This is a genomic window from Ramlibacter sp. JJN2-2R, from assembly GCF_057747835.1.
In genome coordinates, this window is the sequence record NZ_CM173226.1 from 188770 (window position 1) to 212502 (window position 23733).

Sequence of the window (23733 nt, forward strand, 5' to 3'; positions counted from 1 at the left end):
GACGCGGATTCGATGGTCCGGGGCCAGGTCCTGCCGGGGACGCACATGGCTGTGCCCGAGGGTGAGATGGCCGGCCAGGCCGGCGGTTCCGCGCAGTCGCGGTTCGCGCAACGCATCCGGCGCCGCTATGCCACGGAGCTGGCATGGCTGGCTCCGGGCATGCCAGCCCTGGCCGCCATGCAGGCCACGTTCTCGACCCTGCGCGAGCACGGGAGCGGCGTGGGCGACGCGCTGCGCATCCTGCGCCAGCTGGTACTCGAGCGGCTGGTGCGACTGGACTGCGACGAGTCGGCCGCGCTCGCCGACGTCACCGGCGTGATGACCACGCTGGCCGAATTCGCGCTCGACACCGCCTGCCGCGACGCGCTCGCCGAGCTCGACGCGGTGCACGGCGCACCGGTGGGCGAGGACGGCCGCCGCGCGTGCCTGTGGATCGTCGGCATGGGCAAGCTGGGCGCGCGCGAGCTGAACGTCTCGAGCGACATCGACCTGGTCTACGTCTACGACCAGGATGGCGAGACGGCCGGCATCGACGGCCGCGGCCGCATCAGCCTGCAGGAGTATTTCGGCCGCGTGGTCAAGCGCATCTACGCGCTGGTGGGCGAGACGACCGAGCACGGCTTCGTGTTCCGCGTCGACACGGCGCTGCGCCCGAACGGCAACTCCGGCCCGCCGGTGGTGTCGCTGGACGCGCTGGAGGAGTACTTCCTGGTCCAGGGCCGCGAATGGGAGCGCTTCGCCTGGCTCAAGAGCCGCGTGGTCGCCCCGCGCGACGCGGTCGGCGACCGCTCGGCGCAGGCGCTGCGCGCGGTGGTGCTGCCGTTCGTGTTCCGCCGCTACCTGGACTACAGCGTGTTCGATTCGCTGCGCGTGCTGCACCGGCAGATCCGCGAGCACGCGGCGCGCCGCAGCGCCGGCCGGCCCGAGCGCGCCAACGACGTCAAGCTCTCGCGCGGCGGCATCCGCGAGATCGAGTTCACGGTGCAGCTGTTGCAGGTCGTGCGCGGCGGGCAGTTCCCGGAGCTGCGCACGCGCTCGACGCTGGCGGCGCTGCAGCGGGTCGCCGCCGCCGGCCTGATGCCCGAGGCGACCGCGCAGGGCCTGGCGGCCGCGTACGAATTCCTGCGCCGGGTGGAGCACCGCATCCAGTACCTGGACGACCAGCAGACGCACGTGCTGCCGATGGGATGCGACGGCGACCTGGGCTGGATCGCGCGCACCATGGGCTACGCGGACTGCTGCCCGTTCCTGCACGAGCTGGACCGGCACCGCGAATTCGTGGCGCAGGAATTCGATACGCTGCTGGGCGCGCAGGGCGAATGCAAGGGCTGCGCCGGGCCGAAGGGCGCGCGCGCGACGCCGCCCGATCTGGAGACCCTGCGCGAGCAGTTGCCCGCCGCCCTGGGCGAGCGCATCGGCCGCTGGTGCGGCCATCCGCGCGTGCTCGCGCTGCGCGAGGACGCCCGCCACCGCCTCTCGCGCGTGGTGGCGCGCACCGGCGAATGGCTGGAGGCGGGCCGGGTGAGCGAGGAGGCGGCGCTGCGCATGGCCGACTGGCTCGAGCCGCTGCTGCGGCGCGAGAGCTACCTCGCGCTGCTGCTGGAGCGGCCCGGCGTGCACGAGCGGCTGCTGCGCGTGCTCGGCGCGGCCCGCTGGCCGGCGCGCTACCTGCTGCGCCACCCTGGGGTGATCGACGAACTGGCGAGCGAGTCGATGCTGCTCGAGCGCTTCGAGCCGGCCGCCTTCGAGGACGAACTCGAGGCCCGCCAGCGGTCGCTGCGCAACACCGGCGAGGACGACGACGAGACGCTGCTGAACCTGCTGCGCCGCGCGCACCACGCCGAGGTGTTCCGCACCCTGGCGCGCGACGTCGAGGGCCGGCTGACGGTGGAGCAGGTGGCCGACGACCTGAGCGCGCTGGCCGACGCGGTGCTGCGCGTGACGGCGCGCTGGTGCTGGCAGCGCCTGAAGGGCCGCCACCGCGAGACACCCAGCTTCGCCATCATCGGCTACGGCAAGCTGGGCGGCAAGGAGCTGGGCTACGGCAGCGACCTGGACATCGTGTTCGTCTACGAGGACGAGGACGAGCGCGCGCCCGACGCCTACGCCGCCTTCGTGCGCCGGCTGATCAACTGGCTGACGACCAAGACCGCCGAGGGCGACCTGTACGAGATCGACACCGCGCTGCGCCCGAACGGCAGCTCCGGCCTGCTGGTCACGACCTTCGCCGCCTACGAGAAGTACCAGCAGGGCCGCGGCAGCAACACGGCCTGGACCTGGGAGCACCAGGCCATGACCCGCGCGCGTTTCGTGCTCGGGGACGCGCCGCTCGCCGAGCGGTTCGACGCCGTGCGCGAGGGCGTGATCACCGCGGCGCGCGACCCGGGCGCGCTGCGCTCGGAGATCCTGGCCATGCGCGAGCGCGTGCGGTCTGCCCACCCGGTGCCGGCCGGCCGCTTCGACGTCAAGCACAGCCCGGGCGGGATGGTCGATGCCGAATTCGCCGTGCAGTACCTGGTCCTGGCGCACTCGGCCAGCCACCGCGAGCTGATTCCCAACGTCGGCAACATCGCGCTGCTGCAGCGCGCGCAGGCGGCCGGCCTGCTGCCCGCGGGCACCGGCGACGACGCCGCGCGCGCCTACCGCGAGTTGCGCCGCGTGCAGCACCGCGCGCGCCTGAACGAGGAAGCGACCCAGCGGCCCGACACCGAGCTGCACGCCGAACGCGAGGCGGTCCTGGCCGTCTGGCGTCACCTGTTCGCCTGATCCCCGAGGTCAGCCCCACCTCAGCCGGGTGCGCTAGCATCGCGCTAGCATTTACTTACAACTGCGGGCCATGGCAGCATCACTCTCCACATTCGAGCGCCTCGCGGCGCTGGTCGCGCAGCAACATGCCGTCGACCCCGCGACGCTGACGCCCGAGACCGGCCTCGCCGACGCCGGACTCGATTCGCTGGCCGTGGCCGAATTGCTGTTCTCCATCGAAGACAACTTCGGCGTGAACCTGGGCGACATGGCGGCCACCGAGATGCCGGCCACCGTCGGCGAGGTCGTCGCGCTGATCGACGGCAAGCTCACCCCCGCATGAGCGCCGCGCCGCAGGTGGCGTGGGTCACCGGCGTCGGCGTGCTCGGACCGCAGGGCTGCGGCTGGGACGCCGCGGTGCGGGACCTGCGCGCGCCGCAACCGCACTTCACGCCGGTGCCGCCGGCCTGGCGCGCCGAGCCGGGGGTGCCCGACGCCTGGATCGCGCCGCTGCACGCGGACGCCGAAGCCGCCCTCAAGCCGTTCGACACCGCCAGCGCCGACCGCGCCTGCGCGATGGCCCTGGCCGCCGCGCAGCAGGCGTGGCAGCAGGCCGGTGCGCAGCCGCAGCCACGGCGCGCAGGCGTCTACTGGGGCACCGGCCTGGGCGGCGCCCAGAGCACCGAGCAGAGCTACCGCCGCTTCCTCGTCGAACACGCGGCGCTGCGGCCGATGACGGTGCCGCGCATCATGGCCAGCTCGCCGGCCGCGCAGATCGCCAGCCGCTGGCAGTTGCGCGGTCCCAATCTGACCTACGCCATCGCCTGCGCGTCGGCGGCCACCGCGATCGGCGAAGCCCTGCAGGCGCTGCGCGCGGGACGCATCGACCTGGCCGTCGCCGGCGGCAGCGAATCGCTGCTGCAGCCCGGCATGCTGGCCGGCTGGCAGGGGCTGCGCGTGCTGTCCACCACCGGCCAGGCCGCCACCGCCGGGCAGGCCTGCCGCCCGTTCGGCCAGGGCCGCACGGGCCTGGTGCTCGGCGAGGGCGCGGCGGCCATCGTGCTCGAGCGGCCGGAGACCGCGCGCGCCCGTGGCGCGCGGCCGCTGGCGGTGCTCGCGGGCTACGGCAGCAATTGCGACGCTTCGGCTTCGCTCGTGCATCCGCAGGCCGAGGGCGAGGCGGACGCGATGCGCCAGGCGCTGCACGACGCCGGCCTGGCCACCGAGGCCGTCGACCTGGTCAACGCGCACGCGACCGGCACCGATGCAGGCGACCTGGCCGAGGCCGAGGCCATCGCCGCCGTCTTCGGCGCGCGGGCGCCGGCGGTGTGCGCGACCAAGTCGCAGCACGGCCACCTGCTGGGCGCGGCCGGCGCCATCGAGGCGGTGCTCAGCATCGCCAGCCTGGTCGAGCAGCTCGTTCCCGCCACGCTGGGCGCCGAGCCGCGCGATCCGCGCTGCGCCCACGTGCCGCTCACCCCGCAGCCCGAGCCGCACCGCATCGACTGGGTGCTGTCGAACTCGTTCGCCTTCGGCGGCGCCAACGTGTCGCTCGCCTTCGGCCGCGCGCCGGCCTGACCCTCGACCTTCCTTTGCCTCACGGACTTCCATGCGGATCCTGCTGACCGGCGCGACCGGGTTCGTTGGCGGTGCGGTCGCCGCGGTGCTCGCCGAGCGCGGGCTGCTCGCCGACACGGTGTTCCTCGTGCGCGGCGACGATCCGCAGGCCGCCGCCCGGCGGGTGGCGGACAACCTGGCCCGCTTCGGCGTCGCGCGACCGGTCGCCGCGGCCCAGGTGGTGCCGGGCGACCTGACCGAGCCGGCCGCGTTCGCCGCCGCGCCCGGGCTGGACGGGCTCACGCACGTCATCCACTGCGCCGCGCTCGCGACCTTCTCGAACAACCCGGCGATCTGGGCCCACAACGTCGACGGCACCCTCGCGCTCGCCCGGGCAGTGCATGCGCGCTCGCCCGGCCTGCAGCGCTGGCTGCAGGTGGGCACCGCGATGTGCTGCGGGCCCGGCCTGCCGTCGCCGGTGGCCGAGTCCTGGGACGCGGGCCGCCGCGACGAAGCGCACCTGGTGCCGTACACGCGCTCCAAACTGGGCGCCGAGCTCGCGCTGCGCGAGTTGCCGGGCTTTCCGCTGGTCGTCGCGCGGCCGTCGATCGTGGTGGGACACAGCCGCCTGGGCTGCGCGCCGTCGCCCAGCATCTTCTGGGTGCTGCGGATGGCGTTCGCGCTGGAGCGATTCACCTGCGCGCCGCAGGAGCGCATCGACATCATCCCGGCCGACTGGTGCGCGCAGGCGCTGGCCACGCTCGCCCTGGCGCCGTCGCTGCGGCACGACCTGTACCACGTGTCCGCCGGCGCGCGGTCCAGCCGCTTCGACGAGATCGACGCCGCCTATGCAGCCGCCTGCGGCCAGCCTCCGGTGCTGCCCCGATACCGGCAGGTGCCGGTGGACGAACTGCGCAGCCTGGTGCCCCTGTTCGAGGAGCGCCTGGGCCGCGTGAACCGGATCCTGATCCTGCGGGCGCTGATGCTGTACGGCGCGTTCGCGGAGCTCGACTACGTGTTCGACAACCAGCGGCTGCTGGCCGAAGGCGTGCCGCCGCCGCCGCCGTTCACGGACTACATCGCGCGCTGCGTGGCGACGAGCCAGGACGTCCCGATCACGACCCAGATGGCGGCCGACTTCAAGTGACGCCGCGCTGTTGCGCGCCCGTGATGTAATCGCCGCCGGTCCCGTCGGCAGCGCCCGTGCGTCCCGCGCGGGCCGGCTCGGGGCCGCAGCCTGCGGCCGCCGCCGGCCGGGGAACACGCCCTGATGATCCGCACCTTTCGCCTCACCGGCCGCCGGCGACTGCCGTTGCTTGCGGCGCTGCTGCTGGCCGGCTGCGCCGGCGCGCCGCCGCTCACGGCGCCCCCGCCGCTGGCCGAACTCACGCCGGCGCAATGGCAGGCCCCTCTGCCGCACGGCGGCCAGCCCGCCGCCGTCGCGCAGTGGTGGCAGGGCCAGGGCGACCCCGCGCTGGTGCGGGTGGTCGAGGCCGCCCAGGCCGCCAGCCCCACCCTGGCGCAGGCGCGCACGCGCATCCTGCAGGCGCGCGCGGAGCGCACCGGCGCCCATGCCGCCCTGCTGCCCCGGCTGGACGGCACCGCCTCGGCCAGCCGCGGCGTGTCCAGCCCCTTGTTCCCCACGCCCTCGACCACCGTGCAGGCCGGCCTGCAGGCCAGCTGGGAGGCAGACCTGTTCGGCAAGCTGGCCGGCGCGCAAGCGGCGGCGCAGGAGCGGCTGGCCGGCGCGCAGGCCGGCTGGCACGAAGCCCGGGTCAGCGTCGCCGCCGAAGCGGCCGGCGGCTACTTCGGCCTGCGCGCCTGCGAAGCGCTGGCGGCGGTCACGCGCGCGGACGCAGCCTCGCGCGCGGAGACCGCGCGGCTCACGCGGCTGGCGGCCGACGCGGGCTTCCAGGCACCGGCCAATGCGGCGCTGGCCGACGCGAGCGCGGCCGACGGATCGATGCGGCTCGCGCAGCAGCAGGCGCAGTGCGCGATCGAGCGCAAGGCCCTGGTAGCCCTGACGGCCCTCGACGAGCCGGCGCTGCAGCGGCTGCTGGCGCAGGAGCCACCGCCGCCGCCCGCGCCGGTGGCCATCGATGCGCTTCCCGCGCGCCTGCTGGCGCAGCGGCCGGACGTCGCCGCCGCAGAACACGACGTGCTCGCCGCGGCCGCCGAGGTCGGCGAAGCCGACGCGCAGCGGTTCCCGCGCATCACGCTCACCGGCTCGATGGCGCGCGGCCGCTTCCTGTATGGCGGTACCGAGAGTTCGCTGCGCACGTGGTCGGCCGGGCCGCTGTCGTTCACGCTGCCGCTGCTGGACGGCGGCGTCATCGACGCGAACAGGCAGTCGGCGCGCGCGCGCTACGACGAGGCCGTGGTGGCCTACCGGGCGCGCGTGCGGCAGGCGGTGCGCGAGGTCGAGGAGGCACTGGTGAACCTGGAGAGCACGCGGGTGCGCGAGAGCGACGCGCAGCGCGCCGTCACGGGGTTCCGCGCCTCGTTCGCCGCAGCCGAAGCGCGCTGGCGCAGCGGCCTGGGCAGCCTGATCGAACTGGAAGACCAGCGGCGCCAGGCGCTTGCCGCGCAAAGCGCCCTGGTCGCCCTGCAGCAGGAGCGCGCCAACGCGCTCGTCGCGCTCTACCGGGCGACGGGCGGCGGCTGGACGCGCGAGGAGGCCGCCGCCGCGGCCGACCCGACGACGGAGCCCCGATGACCCCCTTGTTCCTCTCCACCTGGCGGCCGCTGGCCGCAGCGGCGCTGCCCCTGCTGCTCGCGGCCTGCGGCGGCTCCGGCGGCGGCGCAGTCGGCGCGGCGAGCGCTCCGGCCGCGCAGGGCCGCCCGGCCCTGACCGTGTCGGTGGTGGCACCCAGGCGCACCACGCTGCCCAACACGCTGGCGGCCAACGGCAACATCGCCGCCTGGCAGGAAGCCAGCGTCGGGGCGGAAGCCAACGGACAGCGGCTGAGCGACGTGCTGGTGAACGTGGGCGACCGGGTCCGCAAGGGCCAGGTGCTGGCCACCTTCGCCACCGCCACGCTGAGCGCCGAGGCCGCCCAGGCCCGCGCCGCCCTGGCCGAAGCGGAAGCGGCGGCCGCGGACGCGGCGGCGAACGCCGAGCGCGCCAGCACGCTGGAGGCCACGGGCGCGCTCTCTGCCTCGCAGATCAACCAGTACGCAACGGCCGCCAAGACGGCCAAGGCCCGGGTGCAGGCCGCGCAGGCTACTTACGAGGCGCAGCAGGTGCGGCTGGCGCAAAGCCGCGTGCTGGCGCCCGACGACGGCATCATCTCCGCCCGCGCGGCGACCGTCGGCGCGGTGGTGGGCGCGGGCACGGAGCTGTTCCGCCTGATCCGCCAGGGCCGCCTGGAGTGGCGCGCCGAGGTCACGTCCACCGAGCTGGGCCGCATCACCGTGGGCATGCAGGCACTGGTCACGGCGGCCAGCGGCGCCCGGCTGGAAGGCCGTGTGCGCGCGCTGGGCGCGGCGGTGGATCCGCAGACGCGCGCAGCGCTGGTGTATGTCGACCTGAAGCCGCTGCCCGGCCCGGCAGCGGGCAGCGCCCGCCCCGGCATGTTCGCGCGCGGCGAGTTCGACCTCGGCCAGACACCCGCGCTCACAGTCCCGCAATCGTCCCTCGTGCTGCGCGAGGGCTTCAGCTACGTGATGCGCGTGACGCCCGAGGGCCGCGTGTCGCAGCAGAAGGTGCAAGCCGGGCGCCTGGCCGGCGACCGCGTCGAGGTGACGGGGCTGGAGCCCGACGCGCGCATCGTCGCCAGCGGCGCCGGCTTCCTGAACGACGGCGACCTGGTGCGCATCGTCGACGTGCCGGCGACAGCGGCGCCGGCATCGGCGTCGGCGTCGGCGGCGGCGTCGGCGGCGTCATCGCCCCGGTCGGCCCGCTGAGGGACGCGCGATGCTGAACGTCTCGTCCTGGTCGATCCGCAACCCGATCCCCGCCGTGATGCTGTTCGTGCTGCTCACCTTCGGTGGGCTGCTCGGCTTCAAGGCGATGAAGGTGCAGAACTTCCCCGACATCGACCTGCCGACCGTCAGCGTCACGGCGGCGCTGCCGGGGGCCGCGCCGGGGCAGCTGGAGACCGACGTCGCCCGCAAGCTCGAGAACGCGATGGCGACGCTGCAGGGACTCAAGCACCTGTACACCAAGGTGCAGGACGGGGTGGTGACCGTCACCGCGGAGTTCCGGCTGGAAAAGCCCGTGCAGGAAGCCGTGGACGACGTGCGGTCGGCGATCTCGCGCGTGCGCAGCGACCTGCCGGGCGACCTGCGCGATCCGATCGTCTCCAAGGTGGACCTGGCGGGGCAGCCGGTGCTGGCCTTCACGATCGCCTCGAGCCGGATGGACGAGGAGGCGCTGTCCTGGTTCGTGGACAACGAAGTCTCGCGCAAGCTGCTGGCCGTGCGCGGCGTCGGCGCGGTCAACCGCGTGGGCGGCGCCACGCGCGAGATCCGCGTCGCGCTCGACCCGTCGCGGCTGCAGGCGCTGGGCGTCACGGCGGCCGACGTCTCGCGCCAGTTGCGCGAGGTGCAGACCGAAAGCGCCGGCGGCCGCACCGACCTGGGCGGCGGCGAGCAGCCGGTGCGCACGCTCGCCACCGTCCGCACCGCGGCCGAGATCGGCGAGCTGCAGATCGCCTTGCCGGCCTCCGCGGGCCCGGGCCGGAGCGTCCGGCTGCGGGACGTGGCGACGGTGAGCGACACGATCGCCGAACCGCGCGCCGCCGCCTTGCTGGACGGCAAGCCGGTGGTCGGCTTCGAGGTCTCGCGCAGCCGCGGCGAAAGCGAGGTCGCCGTCGGCGCCGCGGTGCACAAGGCGCTCGCGGAACTGAAGGCGCGGCGGCCCGACATCCAGCTCACGCAGGCCTTCGACTTCGTCACGCCGGTGCAGGAGGAGTACGAAGGCTCGCTGCACCTGCTGTACGAGGGCGCGCTGCTGGCGGTGCTGGTGGTCTGGCTGTTCCTGCGCGACTGGCGCGCGACGTTCGTGTCGGCCGTGGCGCTGCCGATGTCGGCGATCCCGGCTTTCCTGGGCATGTCGCTGCTGGGCTTTTCGGTCAACGTGGTGACGCTGCTGGCGCTGTCGCTGGTGGTGGGCATCCTGGTCGACGACGCGATCGTCGAGGTCGAGAACATCGTGCGCCACCTGCGCATGGGCAAGACACCGTACCGGGCCGCGATGGAAGCCGCCGACGAGATCGGCCTGGCCGTGATCGCAACCACGTTCACGCTGATCGCGGTGTTCCTGCCCACCGCCTTCATGAGCGGCATCGCCGGCAAGTTCTTCAAGCAGTTCGGCTGGACCGCCGCCCTGGCCGTGTTCGCCTCGCTGGTCGTGGCTCGGGTGCTCACGCCGATGATGGCGGCGTACCTGCTGCGCCCGGTCGTGGCGCCCAGCCACGCCGATCCGCGCTGGATGCGCACCTACATGCGCTGGGTGCGCTGGTGCATGCGCCACCGCATCGCCACCATGGTGCTGGCCACCGTCTTCTTCTTCGCTTCGGTGGCGCTCATCCCGCTGCTGCCCACCGGCTTCATCCCCCCGGACGACAACTCGCAGACCCAGGTCTACCTGGAGCTGCCCCCGGGCTCCACGCTGGCGCAGACGCGCGACCTGGCCGAGCGGTCCAGGCTGCTGATCGCGAAGGTGCCGCATGTGCAGAGCGTCTACACCACGATCGGCGGCGGCGCCGCGGGCTCCGACCCGTTCGCCAACGAGGGCGCGGCGGAAGTGCGCAAGGCCACGCTGACCATCCTGCTGGCCGCGCGCGGCGACCGCCCGCGCAAGCAGGTGATCGAGAACCAGATCCGCGACGCGCTGCAGGCGGTGCCGGGGGTGCGCAGCAAGGTGGGCCTGGGCGGCTCGGGCGAGAAGTACGTGCTGGTGCTCAGCGGCGACGATCCGCAGGCGCTGCAGTCCGCCGCACTCGCGGTGGAAAAGGACCTGCGCACCATCCCCGGCCTCGGGCAGATCGCCTCCAGCGCCAGCCTGATCCGGCCCGAAATCGCCGTCCGGCCCGATTTCGCGCGCGCCGCCGACCTGGGCGTGACCAGCAGCGCGATCGCCGAGACCTTGCGCGTGGCCACCGCCGGCGACTACGACGTGGCGCTGCCCAAGCTCAATCTCTCGCAGCGGCAGGTCCCGATCCTGGTGAAGCTCGAGGAGGCCGCGCGCCAGGACCTGTCGGTGCTGGAGCGCCTGACCGTGCCGGGCACGCGCGGCCCGGTGATGCTGGGACAGGTGGCGACGCTCGAGCTCACCGGCGGGCCGGCGGTGATCGACCGCTACGACCGGGCGCGCAACATCAACTTCGAGATCGAACTGTCGGGCCAGCCGCTCGGCGACGTCGCCGACAAGGTGCAGCAACTGCCGTCGGTGCGCAACTTGCCGCCCGGGGTGAGCGTGCGCGAGGTCGGCGACGCCGAGGTGATGGGCGAACTGTTCGCCAGCTTCGGCCTGGCCATGCTCACGGGCGTGCTGTGCATCTACATCGTGCTGGTGCTGCTGTTCAAGGACTTCCTGCACCCGGTGACGATCCTGGCCGCGTTGCCGCTGGCCCTGGGCGGCGCCTTCGTCGGCCTGCTGCTGGCGCAAAAGAGTTTCTCGATGCCCTCGCTGATCGGCCTGATCATGCTGATGGGCATCGCCACCAAGAACTCGATCCTGCTGGTGGAGTACGCGATCGTGGCGCGCACCGAGCACGGCATGAGCCGGCTCGATGCCCTGCTCGATGCCTGCCACAAGCGCGCGCGGCCGATCATCATGACCACCATCGCGATGGGCGCCGGCATGCTGCCGATCGCGATCGGGTTCGGCACGGCCGACCCGAGCTTCCGCTCACCGATGGCGATCTCCGTCATCGGCGGGCTGATCACGTCCACGGTGCTGAGCCTGCTGGTGGTGCCGGTGGTCTTCACCTACGTGGACGACACGGAGCAGTTCGTGCGCCGCCAGTTCCGGAAGCTGCGCCACAAGGAGGCGCCGCCGCCAGCGCCACAGGGCGGCCCCGATGCGCCGCCGTGAGGGCGATCAGCCGCGGATGCGGGTGACCAGCGCGGTGGTGGAGTAGCCGCTGACGAAGGGGATCGCGAGGGCGCGGCCGCCCCAGCCCTGCACGAGGCGCGTCTCGGCCAGCGTGGCCATGTCGTAGTCGCCGCCCTTGACGTACACGTCGGGCCGCAGCTCGCCGAGCAGCGCCACCGGCGTGTCCTCGTCGAACCAGGTCACGAGGTCGACCGAGGCCAGCGCAGCGAGCATGGCGGCGCGGTCCTGTTCGTTGTTGAGGGGGCGCTCGGGCCCCTTGCCGAGGCGGCGCGCCGAGGCATCGGTGTTGATGGCCACCACCAGGCTGGCGCCCTGCGCGCGCGCCTGCGCGAGGTAGGTCACGTGGCCGCGGTGCAGGACGTCGAACACGCCGTTGGTGAAGACGACCGGGCGCGCCAGCCGCGCCAGCGCCGCCGGCGCGTCCTCGCGCCGCACGATCTTGTCCAGGAACGGCGGCGGCGCCCAGCCCGCCGTTTCGCCGCGGGCGGCCACCGTCACGCGGCCTCGGGTGTGGCGCTGCCGGGGCCGAGCGCCGACGTCAGTTCCTTGCGGTAGCGATTGAGCTCCTGCACGCTCTTGAAGCTGCGGTCCATCAGCAGGCTCATGTTGTGCAGGATGCGCTCGACCACCTTGGTCTCCCACACCGCGTCGAACTTGATCTGCGTGTCCAGCCAGTGCTCCAGCCATTCCGGGTTGGGCAGGCGGGACTGGATGGTGTCGCGCGGGAACAGGGTCCGGTTCACGTGCAGGTTGGTCGGGTGCAGCGCCTGCGCCGTGCGGCGCGCGCTGGCCATCAGCACGCCCACCTTGGCGAAGGCCGCCTTGGCCTCGATGCCGAACTTGCCGATGGCGCGCTTCATGTAGCGCAGGTAGGCGCCGCCGTGGCGCGCCTCGTCCTGCGACAGCGTGGTGTAGATGTGCTTGATCACCGGCTCCGTGTGCCATTCGGCGGCCCGGCGGTACCAGTGGTTCAGGCGGATCTCGCCGCAAAAGTGCAGCATCAGCGTCTCGAGCGCCGGCGCCGGTTCGAACTCGAAGCGGATCTCGTGCAGTTCCTGCTCGGTGGGGACCAGGTCGGGACGGAAGCGCTTGAGGTACTCCATGAGCACCAGCGAGTGCTTCTGCTCCTCGAAGAACCAGATCGACATGAAGGCCGAGAAGTCGCTGTCATCGCGGTTGTCACGCAGGAACATCTCCGTGGCGGGCAGGGCCGCCCACTCGGTGATGGCGTTCATCTTGATGGTCTGCGCCTGCTCGTCGGACAGCTTCGAGGGATCGAACTTGTCCCACGGAATGTCCTTGTCCATGTCCCATCGCACGGACTCGAGTTGCTTGAACAGTTCGGGGTAAAGCATTGGGGGAAAGGGCCGGAAGTTGCCTGGATTTTAAGCGGGCGGGGTCCATCGCGGGCGGGCGGGCGGCCAGACCCTGGCGCAACGGCGCCGCTGGCTCGGCCGCCAGGCCCGTGAGACCCAGCGGTGAACGAGGTCGCTCTCCGATCCAGGCGGAGTCCGCCCGCGTCGCCGAGAATGGGCCGATTCCCGCTGGAGGTGACCATGCTTCGCTCCCTGCTTGCCGGGCCGGCCCTGGTGGCCGCACTGGCTGCGCTGGCCGTGCCGGCCCATGCCGACGGCCCGGCCCCGACCGCCACCGCGGCTTGCCCGGCCCTGTTGAACCAGACCTACCCCCGGTTGCAGGACGAGAAGCCGCAATCGCTGTGCCAGTACAGCGGCAAGGTGCTGCTGATCGTCAACACCGCCAGCTACTGCGGCTTCACCCCGCAGTACAAGGGCCTGGAGGATCTCTACAGCCGCTACCGGGACCGGGGCCTGGTGGTGCTGGGGTTCCCCTCCAACGATTTCGCGCAGGAGAGCGGCAGCAACAAGGACATTGCCGACTTCTGCGAGAACACCTTCGGCGTCAAGTTCCCGATGTTCGCCAAGAGCAGCGTGCGCGGCCGCGACGCCAATCCGCTGTTCCGGGAACTGGCGGCGCGCACCGGCCGCCAGCCGCTGTGGAACTTCCACAAGTACCTGGTGGCGCGCGACGGCACCCCGGTCGCCCAGTACGCCAGCCTCACCACGCCCGACGACAAGGCGTTCATCGCCCAGATCGAGAAATTGCTCGCCGCGCGCTGAGCTTGCAGCCGCGTGAACTGGTTGGTAGGATATTGAACCAATCAGTTCATTCGGCTGCTCGTGCTCACAAAACTTTACCGAGACGACCCCACGACGCAGGGAACCACCGACCGGTTGCCCGTGTCCATAGGGGCACGGGGCACGACCCCGACAGAACACGGTTACTGCTGCGAAGTCTTCCGCCGGCCCTCCGGGGCCCGGATGCAATCCCGGGGCGACTCTTCTCCTCCTCCCTCCCTCCCTCCTTCGTTCCGGGGCGCTTCGCAGCATTTTTCTTTCCGGCCTGAGCGGGCCGGCCGGGGCGCGGCGTGAAGGTCGCGATCATCGGCTCGGGCATCGCCGGCCTGGCTGCCGCGCACGAGCTGCGCGGGGCGGCCGATCTCACGGTCTTCGAAGCCGGCCCCTGGTTCGGCGGCCACACGCACACGGTCGACGTCACGCTGCCGGGCCGCCATGGCCCGGTCACGCACGGCGTCGACACCGGCTTCCTGGTCTTCAACGAGCGCACCTACCCGCAGCTGATCCAGCTGTTCGCAGAGCTGGGTGTGCCGACGGCCAAGTCGGACATGTCGTTCTCGGTCCAGGTGCCAGCGGCGCACGGCCGGGCCGCGCTGGAGTGGAGCGGCAGCAGCCTGGCGTCCGTGTTCGCCCAGCGCTCCAACCTCGTGCGGCGGCCCTTCTGGGGCATGCTGCGCGACCTGCTGCGCTTCAATGCGCTGACCACCCGCCTCGCCCGGCAGGGCAGCGAAGCCCAGCTGCTGCAGCCGCTGGCCGATTTCCTGCGAACGCACGCCTTCGGCGCCGAGTTCCGCGACTGGTACCTGCTGCCGATGCTCGGCTGCATCTGGAGCTGCCCGACCGACCAGATGCTGCGGTTCCCGGTCGCCACCATGATCCGCTTTTGCCACAACCATGGCTTGCTGCAGGTGGCCAACCGACCGCAGTGGTGGACGGTGGCCGGCGGCGCCCGGCAGTACGTGGACAAGATCCTGGCCGGCGTCCCGGACAAGCGCCTCGGCTCGCCGGTACGCTGGGTGCAGCGCGAGCCGCACGGCGTGCGCGTCTGCAGCGACCGCGGCTGGGAGAGTTTCGACCGGCTGGTGATCGCCACGCATCCGGACCAGGCACTGTCGCTGCTGCTGGACGCCAGCCCGGCCGAACAGGCCGTCCTGGGCGCGATCCGCTACCAGCCCAATCGCGCCGTCCTGCACACCGACGTCGGCGTGCTTCCGCGGCGGCGCGCGGCCTGGGCGGCCTGGAACTATGAAGGCGCGGCCGCCGGCGAGCCGGCCGGGCGCGTCTGCCTGCACTACCTGCTCAACCGGCTGCAGCCGCTGCCGTGGGCGCAGCCGGTGCTGGTCTCGCTCAATCCGGTGCGCGACATCGCGCCGGCCTCGGTGCTGGCCGAGTTCGAGTACGCCCACCCCGTCTTCGACGGATCGGCCATCGCCGCGCAGGCGCAGGTGCCGGCACTGCAGGGCCACCGCCACACCTACTTCTGCGGCGCGTGGACCGGCTACGGGTTCCACGAAGACGGGCTGAAGTCGGGCCTGGCCGCGGCGCGCCGGCTGCGGGCCGACTTGCGCTGCGCCCCGTCCCTGGACGCCGCCGCGCAGGAGATCGCGGCATGAACATGCCGATGATCGGCACCGGCCAGGTGCGCCACACGCGGCTGCGCCCGGTGCGGCACGCCTTCGCCTACCCCACCCTGTTCCTGCTGCTGCCCATGCGCACCCTGCACGCGGGCGCGGCGACGCCGTTGCGCCACAACCGCGGTGGCGCCCTGAGCTTCTGGGACGCGGACCACGGGGACGGCCGGGCCAACGCGCTCGACTGGATCGAGGAACTGCTGCGCGCCGAGGGCATCCGCGACGCCGACGGCGAGATCTGGCTGCACTGCTATCCGCGCGTGCTCGGCTACACCTTCAAGCCGGTGAGCTTCTGGTATTGCCACCGCGCCGACGACAGCCTGCGCGCGATCGTGGTCGAGGTGAACAACACGTTCGGCGAACGCCACTGCTACCTGCTGGACGCCCCGGCGTTCGGCCGCGAGCAGCGGGCCGCAAAGGTGTTCCACGTCTCGCCCTTCTGCCCCGTCGAGGGCGGCTACCGGTTCCGCTTCCTCTTCACGCCCGCGCGCGACCGCACGGTGGTGCGCATCGACTACGACGATGCCGATGGACCACTGCTGCAGACCAGCGTCAGCGGCGAGCTCGAGCTCCTCACGGCGCGCAGCGCCCGCCGCGGACTCTGGCGCCACCCGCTCCTGACCGCCGGCGTGATCGCCCGCATCCACTGGCAGGCGCTGCGGCTGGCGGCCCGGCGCGTGCCGTTCTTCCGCAAACCCGCCGCGCCCGGCGCCTTCGTGACCCGCCCATGACGACAACCCTCGCCCCCGAGTTGTTCCTGCCTGCCGAGGCGCCGGCCGCCGCCCGCCAGGCCCTGCGCCTGCTGCAGGGGCTGGTGCATGGCTCGCTCTCCGTGCAACTGCCCGATGGCACCGTGCACCGCTTCGGCTCGCAGCACGGCCCGCACGCCGCGATGCAGCTGCGCAACTGGAATGCCTGCACCGCCGCGCTGCGTGCGGGCGACATCGGCTTCGCGGAGAGCTACATCGCGGGCGACTGGTCCACGCCGAGCCTGGCCGACCTGCTGCAGGTGATCCTGCGCAACCGCCAGCAGGTCGAGGACGTGATCTACGGCCATTGGGCGGGGCGACTGCTGTACCGGCTGCGCCACCTGCTGCGACGGAACACGCGATCGGGCAGCCGCAAGAACATCCACGCCCACTATGACCTGGGCAATGCGTTCTACGGACTGTGGCTGGACGACACGATGAACTACTCGTCGGCCTGGTTCGAGGGCGACCTGAGCCGGCCGATGCGCGAGGCGCAGCATGCCAAGGTCCGCCGCGCCCTGCGCATGGCGGGCGTGCGCCCGGGCCACCGAGTGCTCGAGATCGGTTGCGGCTGGGGCGCGCTGGCGGAGATGGCCGCGACGCAATTCGGCGCCCATGTCACCGGCGTCACGTTGTCGACCGAGCAGCTGGCCTTTGCCCGGTCGCGGCTGGCCGCCCTCGGCGTGGCGCACGCCGCGGACCTGCGGCTGCAGGACTACCGCGCCATCGACGATGGTCCGTACGACGCGGTCTGCTCCATCGAGATGGTGGAGGCGGTCGGGCGCGAGTACTGGCCGGCGTATTTCGACACCGTAGCCCGCCTGCTCAGGAAGGGCGGCCGCGCCTGCATCCAGAGCATCGTGATCGACGACGCACTGTGGCCGCGCTACATCCGCTCGACCGATTTCATCCAGCAGTACATCTTTCCCGGCGGCTGCCTGCCCTGTCCCGCCGAATTCCGCAAGGCGGCGCAGGCGGCGGGCCTGGAGGTCGTCGACGAACTGCCGTTCGGCCCCGACTATGCCGAGACCCTCCGGCGCTGGCGCCATGCGTTCCTGGACCAGCGCGCGCGCGTGCTGCAGCTCGGCTTCGACGAGGAGTTCGTGCGCCTGTGGGAGTTCTACCTCGCCTATTGCGAGGCCGCTTTCGACCAGGGCAGCATCGGCGTCGTGCAATACACCCTGCGCAAGGGCTGAACGCATGCGTGTCCTGGCCCCCCTCGCGCTGGTGCTGCCGCTGCTCGCGTCGGCCGGCCTGGCGCAGACCACGGCCCCGCCACTGCCGGACGCGGTGGCCGCCGGCACCGCAAGCTTCACGTTCCTGGGGTTGCGCGTCTACCAGGCGCGCCTGTGGGTGGCGCCGGGCTTTCGCCAATCCCTGCTGGGCAACGTGCCGCTGGCGATCGAGCTCGAGTACGAGCGCAGTTTCAAGGCGGCCGACATCGCGCGCCGGTCGCTGCAGGAGATGCAACGCGCCGGCGCCCTCGAGCCGGCGCTGGCCCAGCGTTGGGAGACCAGCCTGCGCAACCTGCTGCCCGACGTGACGCCGGGCGACCGGCTGCTCGGCGTGCATCGGCCCGGCCAGGGCGCCGAGTTCTTCCACCAAGGCCGGCCGCTGGGCCGCATCGACGACGCGGAGTTCTCGCGCCGCTTCTTCGCCATCTGGCTGGGGCCGGCCACGTCCGAGCCGGCGCTGCGCGAGGCCCTGCTCGCCGGGACCGCGCCATGACCGGCGCCGCGTTGAGCCGCACCGACCTGGCGCGCTACGGGCTGCTGGGATTGCCACTCGCGTTCGCCGCGCTGCCGCTGTACGTGCTGCTGCCCAACCACTACGCGCGCGCGTTCGGCGTGCCGCTGGCGGCGCTGGGCGGGGTGCTGCTCGCCACCCGCGTGCTCGACGCGCTGGCCGATCCCTGGATCGGCCGCTGGATCGACCGCCTGCAGGAGCGCTCGGCGGCGGCCGTGCTGCGCGTGGCCGCCGGCGGCGCGGCGCTGCTGGCGCTGGGCTTTGCGGCGCTGTTCCTGCCGCCGGTGCGCGCGCCGGGCGCGCTGCTCGGCTGGGCCGCGGCCATGCTCGCCATCACCTACCTGGGCTACAGCGCCGCCAGCGTGGCACACCAGGCCTGGGGCGCCCGGCTGGGCGGTGACGAGGTGCAGCGCAGCCGCATCACCGGCACGCGCGAGGCGCTGGCCCTGGTCGGCGTGCTGGTGGCGGCGGCGGCGCCGTCGGCGATCGGCCTGCCGGGCATGGCGCTGCTGCTGGCCCTGTTGCTCGCGATCGCGTGGAGCGCCTGGGCCGGTTCGCCGCGGCCGGATGCCCAGGTCGAAGCAGCCAGGCCCGCGGCCTCGCTGCTGCTGCCCTTGCGTAACCCGGTGTTCCGCCGCCTGCTGGCGGTGTTCGTCGTCAATGGCATCGCCAGCGCGGTGCCCGCGACGCTGGTGCTGTTCTTCGTGCAGGACCGCCTGCAGGCGCCGGCGGCCCTCGAGCCCGCGTTCCTGGGCACCTACTTCCTCTGCGCCGCGGCGTCCGTGCCGGCGTGGCTGCTGCTGGTCCGCCGGCTCGGCCTGGCCCGCACCTGGCTGCTCGGCATGGTGCTGGCCATGGCCGCGTTCGTGTTCGCCTTCGCTCTGCGCGCGGGCGACACCGGCGCCTTCTTCGTGATCTGCGCCGCGTCCGGCATCGCGCTGGGCACCGACCTGGCCTTGCCGTCGGCGCTGCTGGCCGGCGTGATCGGTGCCGCCGGGCACCGCGGCCGCCACGACGGCGCCTACTTCGGCTGGTGGAACCTCGCGGCCAAGCTCAATCTGGCGCTGGCGGCCGGACTCGCCTTGCCGGCGCTGCAACTGGCGGGCTACGCCCCCGGCCAGCGCGGCGAGCAGGCGCTGGCCGCGCTGTCGCTCGCCTACTGCCTGCTGCCCTGCGCGCTGAAGCTCGTCGCCGCGGCGGCGCTGCATGGATTGGTCATCAAACAGGGAGAAGCCCCATGAACCGTCGCACGATCCTGGGCGCCGCCGGCGCGGTGCTGCTGGCCGGCTGCGCGACCCCGCCGCCGGCCCGCTATGCCAACGAGCGGCCCGAACTCGACCTGCGCCGCTACTTCGACGGCCGGGTGGACGCCTGGGGCATGTTCACCGACCGCGCCGGCGCCATCGTCAAGCGATTCACCGTGCGCATGGACTGCCGCTGGCAGGGCGACGAGGGCATCCTCGACGAGGACTTCACCTATTCGGACGGAACCCGCCAGCGCCGCGTCTGGCGGGTGACGCGCGTCGCCCCGGGCCGCTACATCGGCCGTGCCGACGACGTGGTGGGCGAGGCGGTGGGCGAGCAGGCCGGCAACACGCTGCGCTGGCGGTACACGCTGGCGCTGCCGGTCGACGGCCGCGTCTGGGAGGTGCAGCTGGACGACTGGATGGTGCTGATGGACGAGCGCGTGCTGCTCAATCGCGCGGCCATGAGCAAGCTGGGCATCCACGTGGGCGACGTGACGCTGGCGTTTCGCAAGCCATGACCGACGGCAGCCTGCGGGCCCCCACGCCGGTCCCCGCCGCGCCGCCCGAAGCGGGCGCCCGGCGCCCCTGGCTCAACCCGCCGCTGCGCGACTGGGCGGGCCGGCGCGTCTGGGTGGTCGGGGCGTCCAGCGGCATCGGCAGGGCGCTCGCGCATGCATTGCACGCCCACGGCGCGCAGGTGATCGTGTCGGCACGGCAGCAGGATCGGCTGGCGGCGTTCCGCGCCGAGCACCCGGGCAGCACCGCCGTGGCGATGGACGTCACCGACTCCACCGGCGTGCACGAGGCGGCGGCGGCTGTCCTGCAAGGCGGCGCGCTCGACGTTGTCGTCTACTGCGCGGGGCACTATCGCCCCATGCGCGCGGCCACCTGGTCGCTGCCGGAGCTGCTCAAGCACCAGCAGGTCAACTATGTCGGCGCGCTGCACGTGCTCGACGCCGTGCTGCCGTCCGTGCGGGCGCTGGGCCATGGCCACCTGGCGCTGGTCGGCAGCGTGGCCGGCTACCGCGGGCTGCCCAAGAGCCTGGCCTACGGCCCGACCAAGGCCGCCCTCATCGCGCTGGCCGAAACCCTGTTCCTGGACCTGCACGAGGAAGGCCTCGGGGTGAGCATCATCAACCCCGGGTTCGTGGAGACCCCGCTGACGGCGCAGAACGACTTCCGCATGCCGGCGCTGATGACGCCCGACGCCGCGGCGCAGGCGATCCTGCGCGGCTGGGCGCGCGGCGATTTCGAGATCCACTTTCCCAAGCGCTTCACCCGGGTGATGAAGCTGCTGCGGCTGCTGCCGTTCGCGCTGTACCAGCGCGTGGTGCGCCGCTTCACCGGGCTGTAGTGCCCGGCCTCAGGCCGGCATGCTGTCCTGGAAGCTCGGGCGCTGCATCAGCTTCTCGTGCAGCTTGGCCAGGTTGGGATATGGCGTGCGCCAGTCGATGTCGGGGAAGCGGAAGTCGAGGTAACCGAGCGCGCATCCCACCGCGATGTCGGCCAGGCTCAGGTGGATGCCGGCACAGAACGGCTTGTCGCCCAGGCCCTGGCTCATCGCCTTCAGGCTCGCCTGCGTCTTGCCGAGCTGGCGGTCGATCCAGGGCTGGCAGCGCTGCGTCTTGCTGCGGCCGGCCCAGTTGGCTTCGAGGCGCGCCAGGATGAGCGCGTCCAGCACGCCATCGGCCAGCGCCTCCCAGGTCTTGACTTCCGCCCGCTCGCGGCCCACGGCGGGGATGAGCTTGCCCACCGGCGACAGCGTGTCGAGGTACTCGACGATGACGCGCGAGTCGAACAGCGCCTCGCCGCCCTCCATCACCAGGCAGGGCACCTTGCCCAGCGGATTGGACTCGGCGATGGTGGTGTCGGCCGCCCAGACGTCCTCCTGCACGAACTGATAGTCCAGCTTCTTCTCGGCCATCACGATGCGCACCTTGCGCACGTAGGGGCTGGTCACGGCTCCGATCAGCTTCATGGGACTCTTCGTGTTGTGGTGCACGGAACGATTCTAGGGGGAAGCGATTGTGCCGCTGTGGCACACCTGCTACATGTCCGAGCCGCCGATTCCCCTCGGAAGCGCCCCCTACAATCGCGTTCGACGATGTCTCTTTCCACCATTTCCGCCCTGTCGCCGCTGGACGGCCGCTACGCCGCCCGGCTCGCCCCGCTTCGCCCCCTCATGAGCGAGCAGGGCTACATGCACCGCCGCGTGCAGGTGGAAGTGTGCTGGTTCATCGCGCTGTCGGACGCCGGCTTCCCGCAGTTCAAGCCGCTGTCGCCCGGCGCGCGCACCTACCTGCTCGGGTTGAGCAAGAACTTCTCCGAGGCCGACGCGCTGGCGATCAAGGAGATCGAGAAGACGACCAACCACGACGTCAAGGCGGTCGAATACTGGATCAAGTCCAAGTTCGAGGCCCGTCCCGAATTGCGCGCGGCCAGCGAGTTCGTGCACTTCGCGTGCACCAGCGAGGACATCAACAACACCAGCCACGCGCTGCAGCTCAAGGGCGCGCGCGACCAGGTGCTGCTGCCCGGCCTCGACGCGGTGATCGCCCGCATGCGCGAGATGGCGCACGCGTACGCCGACGTGCCGATGCTCAGCCGCACGCACGGCCAGACCGCCAGCCCCACCACCGTGGGCAAGGAGATCGCCAACGTCGTGGTGCGACTCGCGGGTGCGCGCGAGCGCATCGCCGGCGTCCGGCTGCTGGGCAAGATGAACGGCGCGGTCGGCAACTACAACGCCCACGTGGCGGCCTGTCCCGGCTTCGACTGGGAGGCGTTCAGCCGCAAGGTCGTGGAGACGCCCGAGCCGCTCGGCCTGGGCCTGACCTTCCAGCCGTACAGCATCCAGATCGAGCCGCACGACTACATGGCCGAACTGTTCGACGCCATCGCGCGGGCGAACACCATCCTGGTGGACTGGGCGCGCGACGTGTGGGGCTATGTGAGCCTGGGCTACTTCAAGCAACGGCTGCGCGAAGGCGAGGTGGGCTCCTCGACCATGCCGCACAAGGTCAACCCGATCGACTTCGAGAACGCCGAGGGCAACCTGGGCCTGTCCAACGCGCTGCTGCGGCACCTGTCGGAGAAGCTGCCCATCTCGCGCTGGCAGCGTGACCTGACCGATTCCACCGTGCTGCGCAACATGGGCGTGGCCCTGGGCTATGCCACGCTGGCCTACCACTCCATGGGCATCGGGCTGGCCAAGCTCGAGCTCAATCGCGAGGCGCTGGCCGCCGACCTCGACGGCGCCTGGGAGGTGCTGGCCGAACCGATCCAGACCGTGATGCGGCGCTATGGCGTGCAGGGCGCGTACGAGAAGCTCAAGGAAGTCACCCGCGGCAAGACGGTGCGCGCCGAGGACCTGCATGCGCTGGTCCGCTCGCTGGACATTCCGCAGGACGAGCGCGATCGCCTGCTGGCCATGACGCCGGCCAGCTACGTGGGCATGGCGGCCGACCTCGCCCGGCGCGTGTAGGCGGCGCCTTGGCCCTCAAGTCCACCGTCTTCAAGGCGCAGCTCGCCGTGGCCGACATCGACCACGGCTACTACGCCGACCACGCGCTGACGCTCGCGCGCCATCCGAGCGAAACCGACGAGCGGATGATGGTGCGCCTGGTCGCCCTCGCCCTGAACGCGCATGCGCTGCAGTCCGACTGCGGCGGCGACGGCACGCTGTCGTTCGGCGCCGGCCTGTCCGACCCCGAGGATCCCGACGTGTGGCTGCGCGACTTCACCGGCCGCACGCGGCTGTGGATCGAGGTCGGCCAGCCCGACGACAAGCCGCTCGCGCGCGCCTGCTCGCGCGCCGACCGCGTGATCGTCTACTGCTTCCACCACGCGGCGGAAGTCTGGTGGCGCGGCATTCAGGACAAGCTCACGCGGCTGGACAAGCTGTCGGTGTGGCGCATCCCCACCGAGGCGTCGCAGGCGCTCGCCGGCCTGGCCGAGCGCTCGATGCAGCTGCAGGCCACGATCCAGGAGGGCTCGCTGCTGCTCTCCAGCAACCGCGGCAGCGTCGACGTCGAGCCGGTGCGCTGGCGCTGAAGGCGCCTCAGCCCGGCATCGGCCGGCCGCAGTTCCAGCAGCTGTCGAACCCGCCCTCCACGATTTCCCCGCAGGCGCAGGCCCAGCGGCGCTGCGGCATGTGCTGCAACGCCGCCAGCAGGTCGCGCGCGGCCGGCTCCTGCTCGCGGTCGACCAGCCAGACTTCGGGCAGGCACTGGTCCGGCGGCAGTTCGCCGGCGGCGGCGCCGAGGAAATAGCGCTGCATGCACGCCTGGATCCCGGCCTGCCGCAGGGCGTCGATCCAGAGCGCCGCGATGGCGATGTTCGGGGCGCGCGCGAGCCGCAGCATCAGACGGGCGTGTCCGGCGCCGGGCCCTCGGCGGCCCGCTCGGCGTAGCGGTTGAATCGCCAGGCGTCGGCCTCGATCGTGATGCGCCGCCAGGTGCGGCGCTTGGCGGCCGGCGACATCTCGGGCCACAGCTGCACCTCCTCGAAGGTGCGGCCGCAGCCCTTGCAGACCTCGTCGCCCTGGCTGGTGGAGCAGATCGCGATGCAGGGCGTGTCCGGCGTCGTGTCGTACCAGGCCTTCCACGCTTCGTAAGCCGCGGGCGGGAAGCCCCGCTCGTCCGCCTCGTCCTCGCGGTGGAAGACCATCAACGCGTACACCTCGGCCAGCGCGCGCAACTCCGGCGCGAGCGTCACCCCGTCCGGCGACGGCTTGCGCTCGCGCCAGAAATTGATGGCCGACTCGATGTCGGTGATGTGGATTCCAGCCATGTCAGGGGGCAGGGATGATAGCCCGGCCGCGCGCGGCCGGCGGGCGGC

Annotated in this window: 22 protein-coding genes; 17 read left to right on the forward strand and 5 right to left on the reverse strand. The window is 72.4% G+C overall.

Going from position 1 to position 23733, the window contains the following annotated elements; all coding sequences use genetic code 11:
• Positions 1–45 precede the first annotated feature (45 nt).
• From glnE to AC3ANR_RS01015, 7 genes are all read left to right on the forward strand, one after another.
• Positions 46–2766 carry a bifunctional [glutamate--ammonia ligase]-adenylyl-L-tyrosine phosphorylase/[glutamate--ammonia-ligase] adenylyltransferase gene (gene glnE / locus AC3ANR_RS00985; RefSeq protein ID WP_488290010.1) on the forward strand — a complete coding sequence of 907 codons (2721 nt, stop codon included), beginning with the start codon at positions 46–48 and terminating at the stop codon, positions 2764–2766.
• Positions 2767–2836: 70 nt separating this feature from the next.
• Positions 2837–3088, forward strand: coding sequence for an acyl carrier protein (locus AC3ANR_RS00990; RefSeq protein WP_488290011.1), 252 nt, complete (start codon positions 2837–2839; stop codon positions 3086–3088).
• Positions 3085–4323 carry a beta-ketoacyl-[acyl-carrier-protein] synthase family protein gene (locus tag AC3ANR_RS00995; RefSeq protein ID WP_488290012.1) on the forward strand — a complete coding sequence of 413 codons (1239 nt, stop codon included), beginning with the start codon at positions 3085–3087 and terminating at the stop codon, positions 4321–4323. Before AC3ANR_RS00990 ends, AC3ANR_RS00995 begins: the two co-directional genes overlap by 4 nt.
• 31 nt (positions 4324–4354) lie before the next feature.
• Entirely contained in the window at positions 4355–5449 is a 1095-nt protein-coding gene (locus AC3ANR_RS01000) for an SDR family oxidoreductase (RefSeq protein WP_488290013.1), read from the forward strand.
• Between the two features lie 123 nt (positions 5450–5572).
• Positions 5573–7018 carry an efflux transporter outer membrane subunit gene (locus AC3ANR_RS01005; protein ID WP_488290014.1) on the forward strand — a complete coding sequence of 482 codons (1446 nt, stop codon included), beginning with the start codon at positions 5573–5575 and terminating at the stop codon, positions 7016–7018.
• Positions 7015–8208: an efflux RND transporter periplasmic adaptor subunit gene (locus AC3ANR_RS01010; RefSeq protein ID WP_488290015.1), complete on the forward strand. Its 1194-nt coding sequence runs from the start codon at positions 7015–7017 to the stop codon at positions 8206–8208. Before AC3ANR_RS01005 ends, AC3ANR_RS01010 begins: the two co-directional genes overlap by 4 nt.
• Positions 8209–8221: 13 nt before the next feature.
• Positions 8222–11344 carry an efflux RND transporter permease subunit gene (locus AC3ANR_RS01015; RefSeq protein WP_488291857.1) on the forward strand — a complete coding sequence of 1041 codons (3123 nt, stop codon included), beginning with the start codon at positions 8222–8224 and terminating at the stop codon, positions 11342–11344.
• Between the two features lie 6 nt (positions 11345–11350).
• Here AC3ANR_RS01015 and rfaE2 read toward each other — a convergent pair whose 3' ends face one another.
• Positions 11351–11863: a D-glycero-beta-D-manno-heptose 1-phosphate adenylyltransferase gene (gene rfaE2, locus AC3ANR_RS01020; RefSeq protein WP_488290016.1), complete on the reverse strand. Its 513-nt coding sequence runs from the start codon at positions 11861–11863 to the stop codon at positions 11351–11353.
• Positions 11860–12720, reverse strand: a complete 861-nt coding sequence (locus AC3ANR_RS01025) for a ferritin family protein (RefSeq protein ID WP_488290017.1) — start codon at positions 12718–12720, stop codon at positions 11860–11862. Before AC3ANR_RS01025 ends, rfaE2 begins: the two co-directional genes overlap by 4 nt.
• Positions 12721–12921: 201 nt before the next feature.
• Here AC3ANR_RS01025 and AC3ANR_RS01030 point away from each other — a divergent pair, with 201 nt between their 5' ends.
• The 8 genes from AC3ANR_RS01030 to AC3ANR_RS01065 all read left to right on the forward strand — a co-directional run bounded on the left by AC3ANR_RS01030 (position 12922) and on the right by AC3ANR_RS01065 (position 20248).
• A complete protein-coding gene (locus AC3ANR_RS01030) occupies positions 12922–13503 on the forward strand; it encodes a glutathione peroxidase (protein ID WP_488290018.1) in 582 nt (193 codons plus the stop codon).
• A gap of 308 nt (positions 13504–13811) precedes the next feature.
• Positions 13812–15134, forward strand: a complete 1323-nt coding sequence (locus AC3ANR_RS01035) for an NAD(P)/FAD-dependent oxidoreductase (protein ID WP_488290019.1) — start codon at positions 13812–13814, stop codon at positions 15132–15134.
• Positions 15131–15883 carry a DUF1365 domain-containing protein gene (locus AC3ANR_RS01040; RefSeq protein WP_488290020.1) on the forward strand — a complete coding sequence of 251 codons (753 nt, stop codon included), beginning with the start codon at positions 15131–15133 and terminating at the stop codon, positions 15881–15883. Before AC3ANR_RS01035 ends, AC3ANR_RS01040 begins: the two co-directional genes overlap by 4 nt.
• A complete protein-coding gene (locus AC3ANR_RS01045) occupies positions 15880–17097 on the forward strand; it encodes a class I SAM-dependent methyltransferase (RefSeq protein ID WP_488290021.1) in 1218 nt (405 codons plus the stop codon). Before AC3ANR_RS01040 ends, AC3ANR_RS01045 begins: the two co-directional genes overlap by 4 nt.
• Positions 17098–17101: 4 nt before the next feature.
• The gene (locus AC3ANR_RS01050; RefSeq protein WP_488290022.1) at positions 17102–17629 is read left to right on the forward strand and encodes a chalcone isomerase family protein; all 528 of its coding nucleotides are present in this window, start codon (positions 17102–17104) and stop codon (positions 17627–17629) included.
• Positions 17626–18888: an MFS transporter gene (locus tag AC3ANR_RS01055; RefSeq protein ID WP_488290023.1), complete on the forward strand. Its 1263-nt coding sequence runs from the start codon at positions 17626–17628 to the stop codon at positions 18886–18888. The genes AC3ANR_RS01050 and AC3ANR_RS01055 overlap by 4 nt, the downstream gene beginning before the upstream one ends.
• Positions 18885–19412 (forward strand): DUF3833 domain-containing protein, encoded by a 528-nt coding sequence (locus AC3ANR_RS01060; RefSeq protein ID WP_488290024.1) that lies wholly within the window; start codon positions 18885–18887, stop codon positions 19410–19412. Before AC3ANR_RS01055 ends, AC3ANR_RS01060 begins: the two co-directional genes overlap by 4 nt.
• Positions 19409–20248 (forward strand): SDR family NAD(P)-dependent oxidoreductase, encoded by an 840-nt coding sequence (locus AC3ANR_RS01065; protein ID WP_488290025.1) that lies wholly within the window; start codon positions 19409–19411, stop codon positions 20246–20248. Before AC3ANR_RS01060 ends, AC3ANR_RS01065 begins: the two co-directional genes overlap by 4 nt.
• A gap of 9 nt (positions 20249–20257) precedes the next feature.
• On the opposite strand, the gene AC3ANR_RS01070 is transcribed toward AC3ANR_RS01065, so the two are convergent.
• A complete protein-coding gene (locus tag AC3ANR_RS01070) occupies positions 20258–20872 on the reverse strand; it encodes a glutathione S-transferase family protein (RefSeq protein WP_488290026.1) in 615 nt (204 codons plus the stop codon).
• A 126-nt stretch (positions 20873–20998) separates the two neighbouring features.
• Between AC3ANR_RS01070 and purB the strand changes: the two genes are divergently transcribed.
• Positions 20999–22378 (forward strand): adenylosuccinate lyase, encoded by a 1380-nt coding sequence (gene purB / locus AC3ANR_RS01075; protein ID WP_488290027.1) that lies wholly within the window; start codon positions 20999–21001, stop codon positions 22376–22378.
• Between the two features lie 8 nt (positions 22379–22386).
• Positions 22387–22947: a YaeQ family protein gene (locus AC3ANR_RS01080; RefSeq protein WP_488290028.1), complete on the forward strand. Its 561-nt coding sequence runs from the start codon at positions 22387–22389 to the stop codon at positions 22945–22947.
• Positions 22948–22954: 7 nt separating this feature from the next.
• Here AC3ANR_RS01080 and AC3ANR_RS01085 read toward each other — a convergent pair whose 3' ends face one another.
• Both AC3ANR_RS01085 and AC3ANR_RS01090 read right to left on the reverse strand, forming a co-directional pair.
• Positions 22955–23257: a putative signal transducing protein gene (locus tag AC3ANR_RS01085; RefSeq protein ID WP_488290029.1), complete on the reverse strand. Its 303-nt coding sequence runs from the start codon at positions 23255–23257 to the stop codon at positions 22955–22957.
• Positions 23257–23685: a DUF3717 domain-containing protein gene (locus tag AC3ANR_RS01090; RefSeq protein WP_488290030.1), complete on the reverse strand. Its 429-nt coding sequence runs from the start codon at positions 23683–23685 to the stop codon at positions 23257–23259. Before AC3ANR_RS01090 ends, AC3ANR_RS01085 begins: the two co-directional genes overlap by 1 nt.
• Between the last annotated feature and the right edge of the window lie 48 nt (positions 23686–23733).

Bases quoted from the DNA above. Each gene is read 5' to 3' on its own strand.
- glnE (WP_488290010.1), top strand. From the start codon at position 46: ATGGCTGTGCCCGAGGGTGAGATGGCCGGCCAGGCCGGCGGTTCCGCG.
- AC3ANR_RS00990 (WP_488290011.1), top strand. From the start codon at position 2,837: ATGGCAGCATCACTCTCCACATTCGAGCGCCTCGCGGCGCTGGTCGCG.
- AC3ANR_RS00995 (WP_488290012.1), top strand. From the start codon at position 3,085: ATGAGCGCCGCGCCGCAGGTGGCGTGGGTCACCGGCGTCGGCGTGCTC.
- AC3ANR_RS01000 (WP_488290013.1), top strand. From the start codon at position 4,355: ATGCGGATCCTGCTGACCGGCGCGACCGGGTTCGTTGGCGGTGCGGTC.
- AC3ANR_RS01005 (WP_488290014.1), top strand. From the start codon at position 5,573: ATGATCCGCACCTTTCGCCTCACCGGCCGCCGGCGACTGCCGTTGCTT.
- AC3ANR_RS01010 (WP_488290015.1), top strand. From the start codon at position 7,015: ATGACCCCCTTGTTCCTCTCCACCTGGCGGCCGCTGGCCGCAGCGGCG.
- AC3ANR_RS01025 (WP_488290017.1), bottom strand. From the start codon at position 12,720: ATGCTTTACCCCGAACTGTTCAAGCAACTCGAGTCCGTGCGATGGGAC.
- AC3ANR_RS01030 (WP_488290018.1), top strand. From the start codon at position 12,922: ATGCTTCGCTCCCTGCTTGCCGGGCCGGCCCTGGTGGCCGCACTGGCT.
- AC3ANR_RS01040 (WP_488290020.1), top strand. From the start codon at position 15,131: ATGAACATGCCGATGATCGGCACCGGCCAGGTGCGCCACACGCGGCTG.
- AC3ANR_RS01045 (WP_488290021.1), top strand. From the start codon at position 15,880: ATGACGACAACCCTCGCCCCCGAGTTGTTCCTGCCTGCCGAGGCGCCG.
- AC3ANR_RS01050 (WP_488290022.1), top strand. From the start codon at position 17,102: ATGCGTGTCCTGGCCCCCCTCGCGCTGGTGCTGCCGCTGCTCGCGTCG.
- AC3ANR_RS01055 (WP_488290023.1), top strand. From the start codon at position 17,626: ATGACCGGCGCCGCGTTGAGCCGCACCGACCTGGCGCGCTACGGGCTG.
- AC3ANR_RS01060 (WP_488290024.1), top strand. From the start codon at position 18,885: ATGAACCGTCGCACGATCCTGGGCGCCGCCGGCGCGGTGCTGCTGGCC.
- AC3ANR_RS01065 (WP_488290025.1), top strand. From the start codon at position 19,409: ATGACCGACGGCAGCCTGCGGGCCCCCACGCCGGTCCCCGCCGCGCCG.
- AC3ANR_RS01070 (WP_488290026.1), bottom strand. From the start codon at position 20,872: ATGAAGCTGATCGGAGCCGTGACCAGCCCCTACGTGCGCAAGGTGCGC.
- purB (WP_488290027.1), top strand. From the start codon at position 20,999: ATGTCTCTTTCCACCATTTCCGCCCTGTCGCCGCTGGACGGCCGCTAC.
- AC3ANR_RS01085 (WP_488290029.1), bottom strand. From the start codon at position 23,257: ATGCTGCGGCTCGCGCGCGCCCCGAACATCGCCATCGCGGCGCTCTGG.
- AC3ANR_RS01090 (WP_488290030.1), bottom strand. From the start codon at position 23,685: ATGGCTGGAATCCACATCACCGACATCGAGTCGGCCATCAATTTCTGG.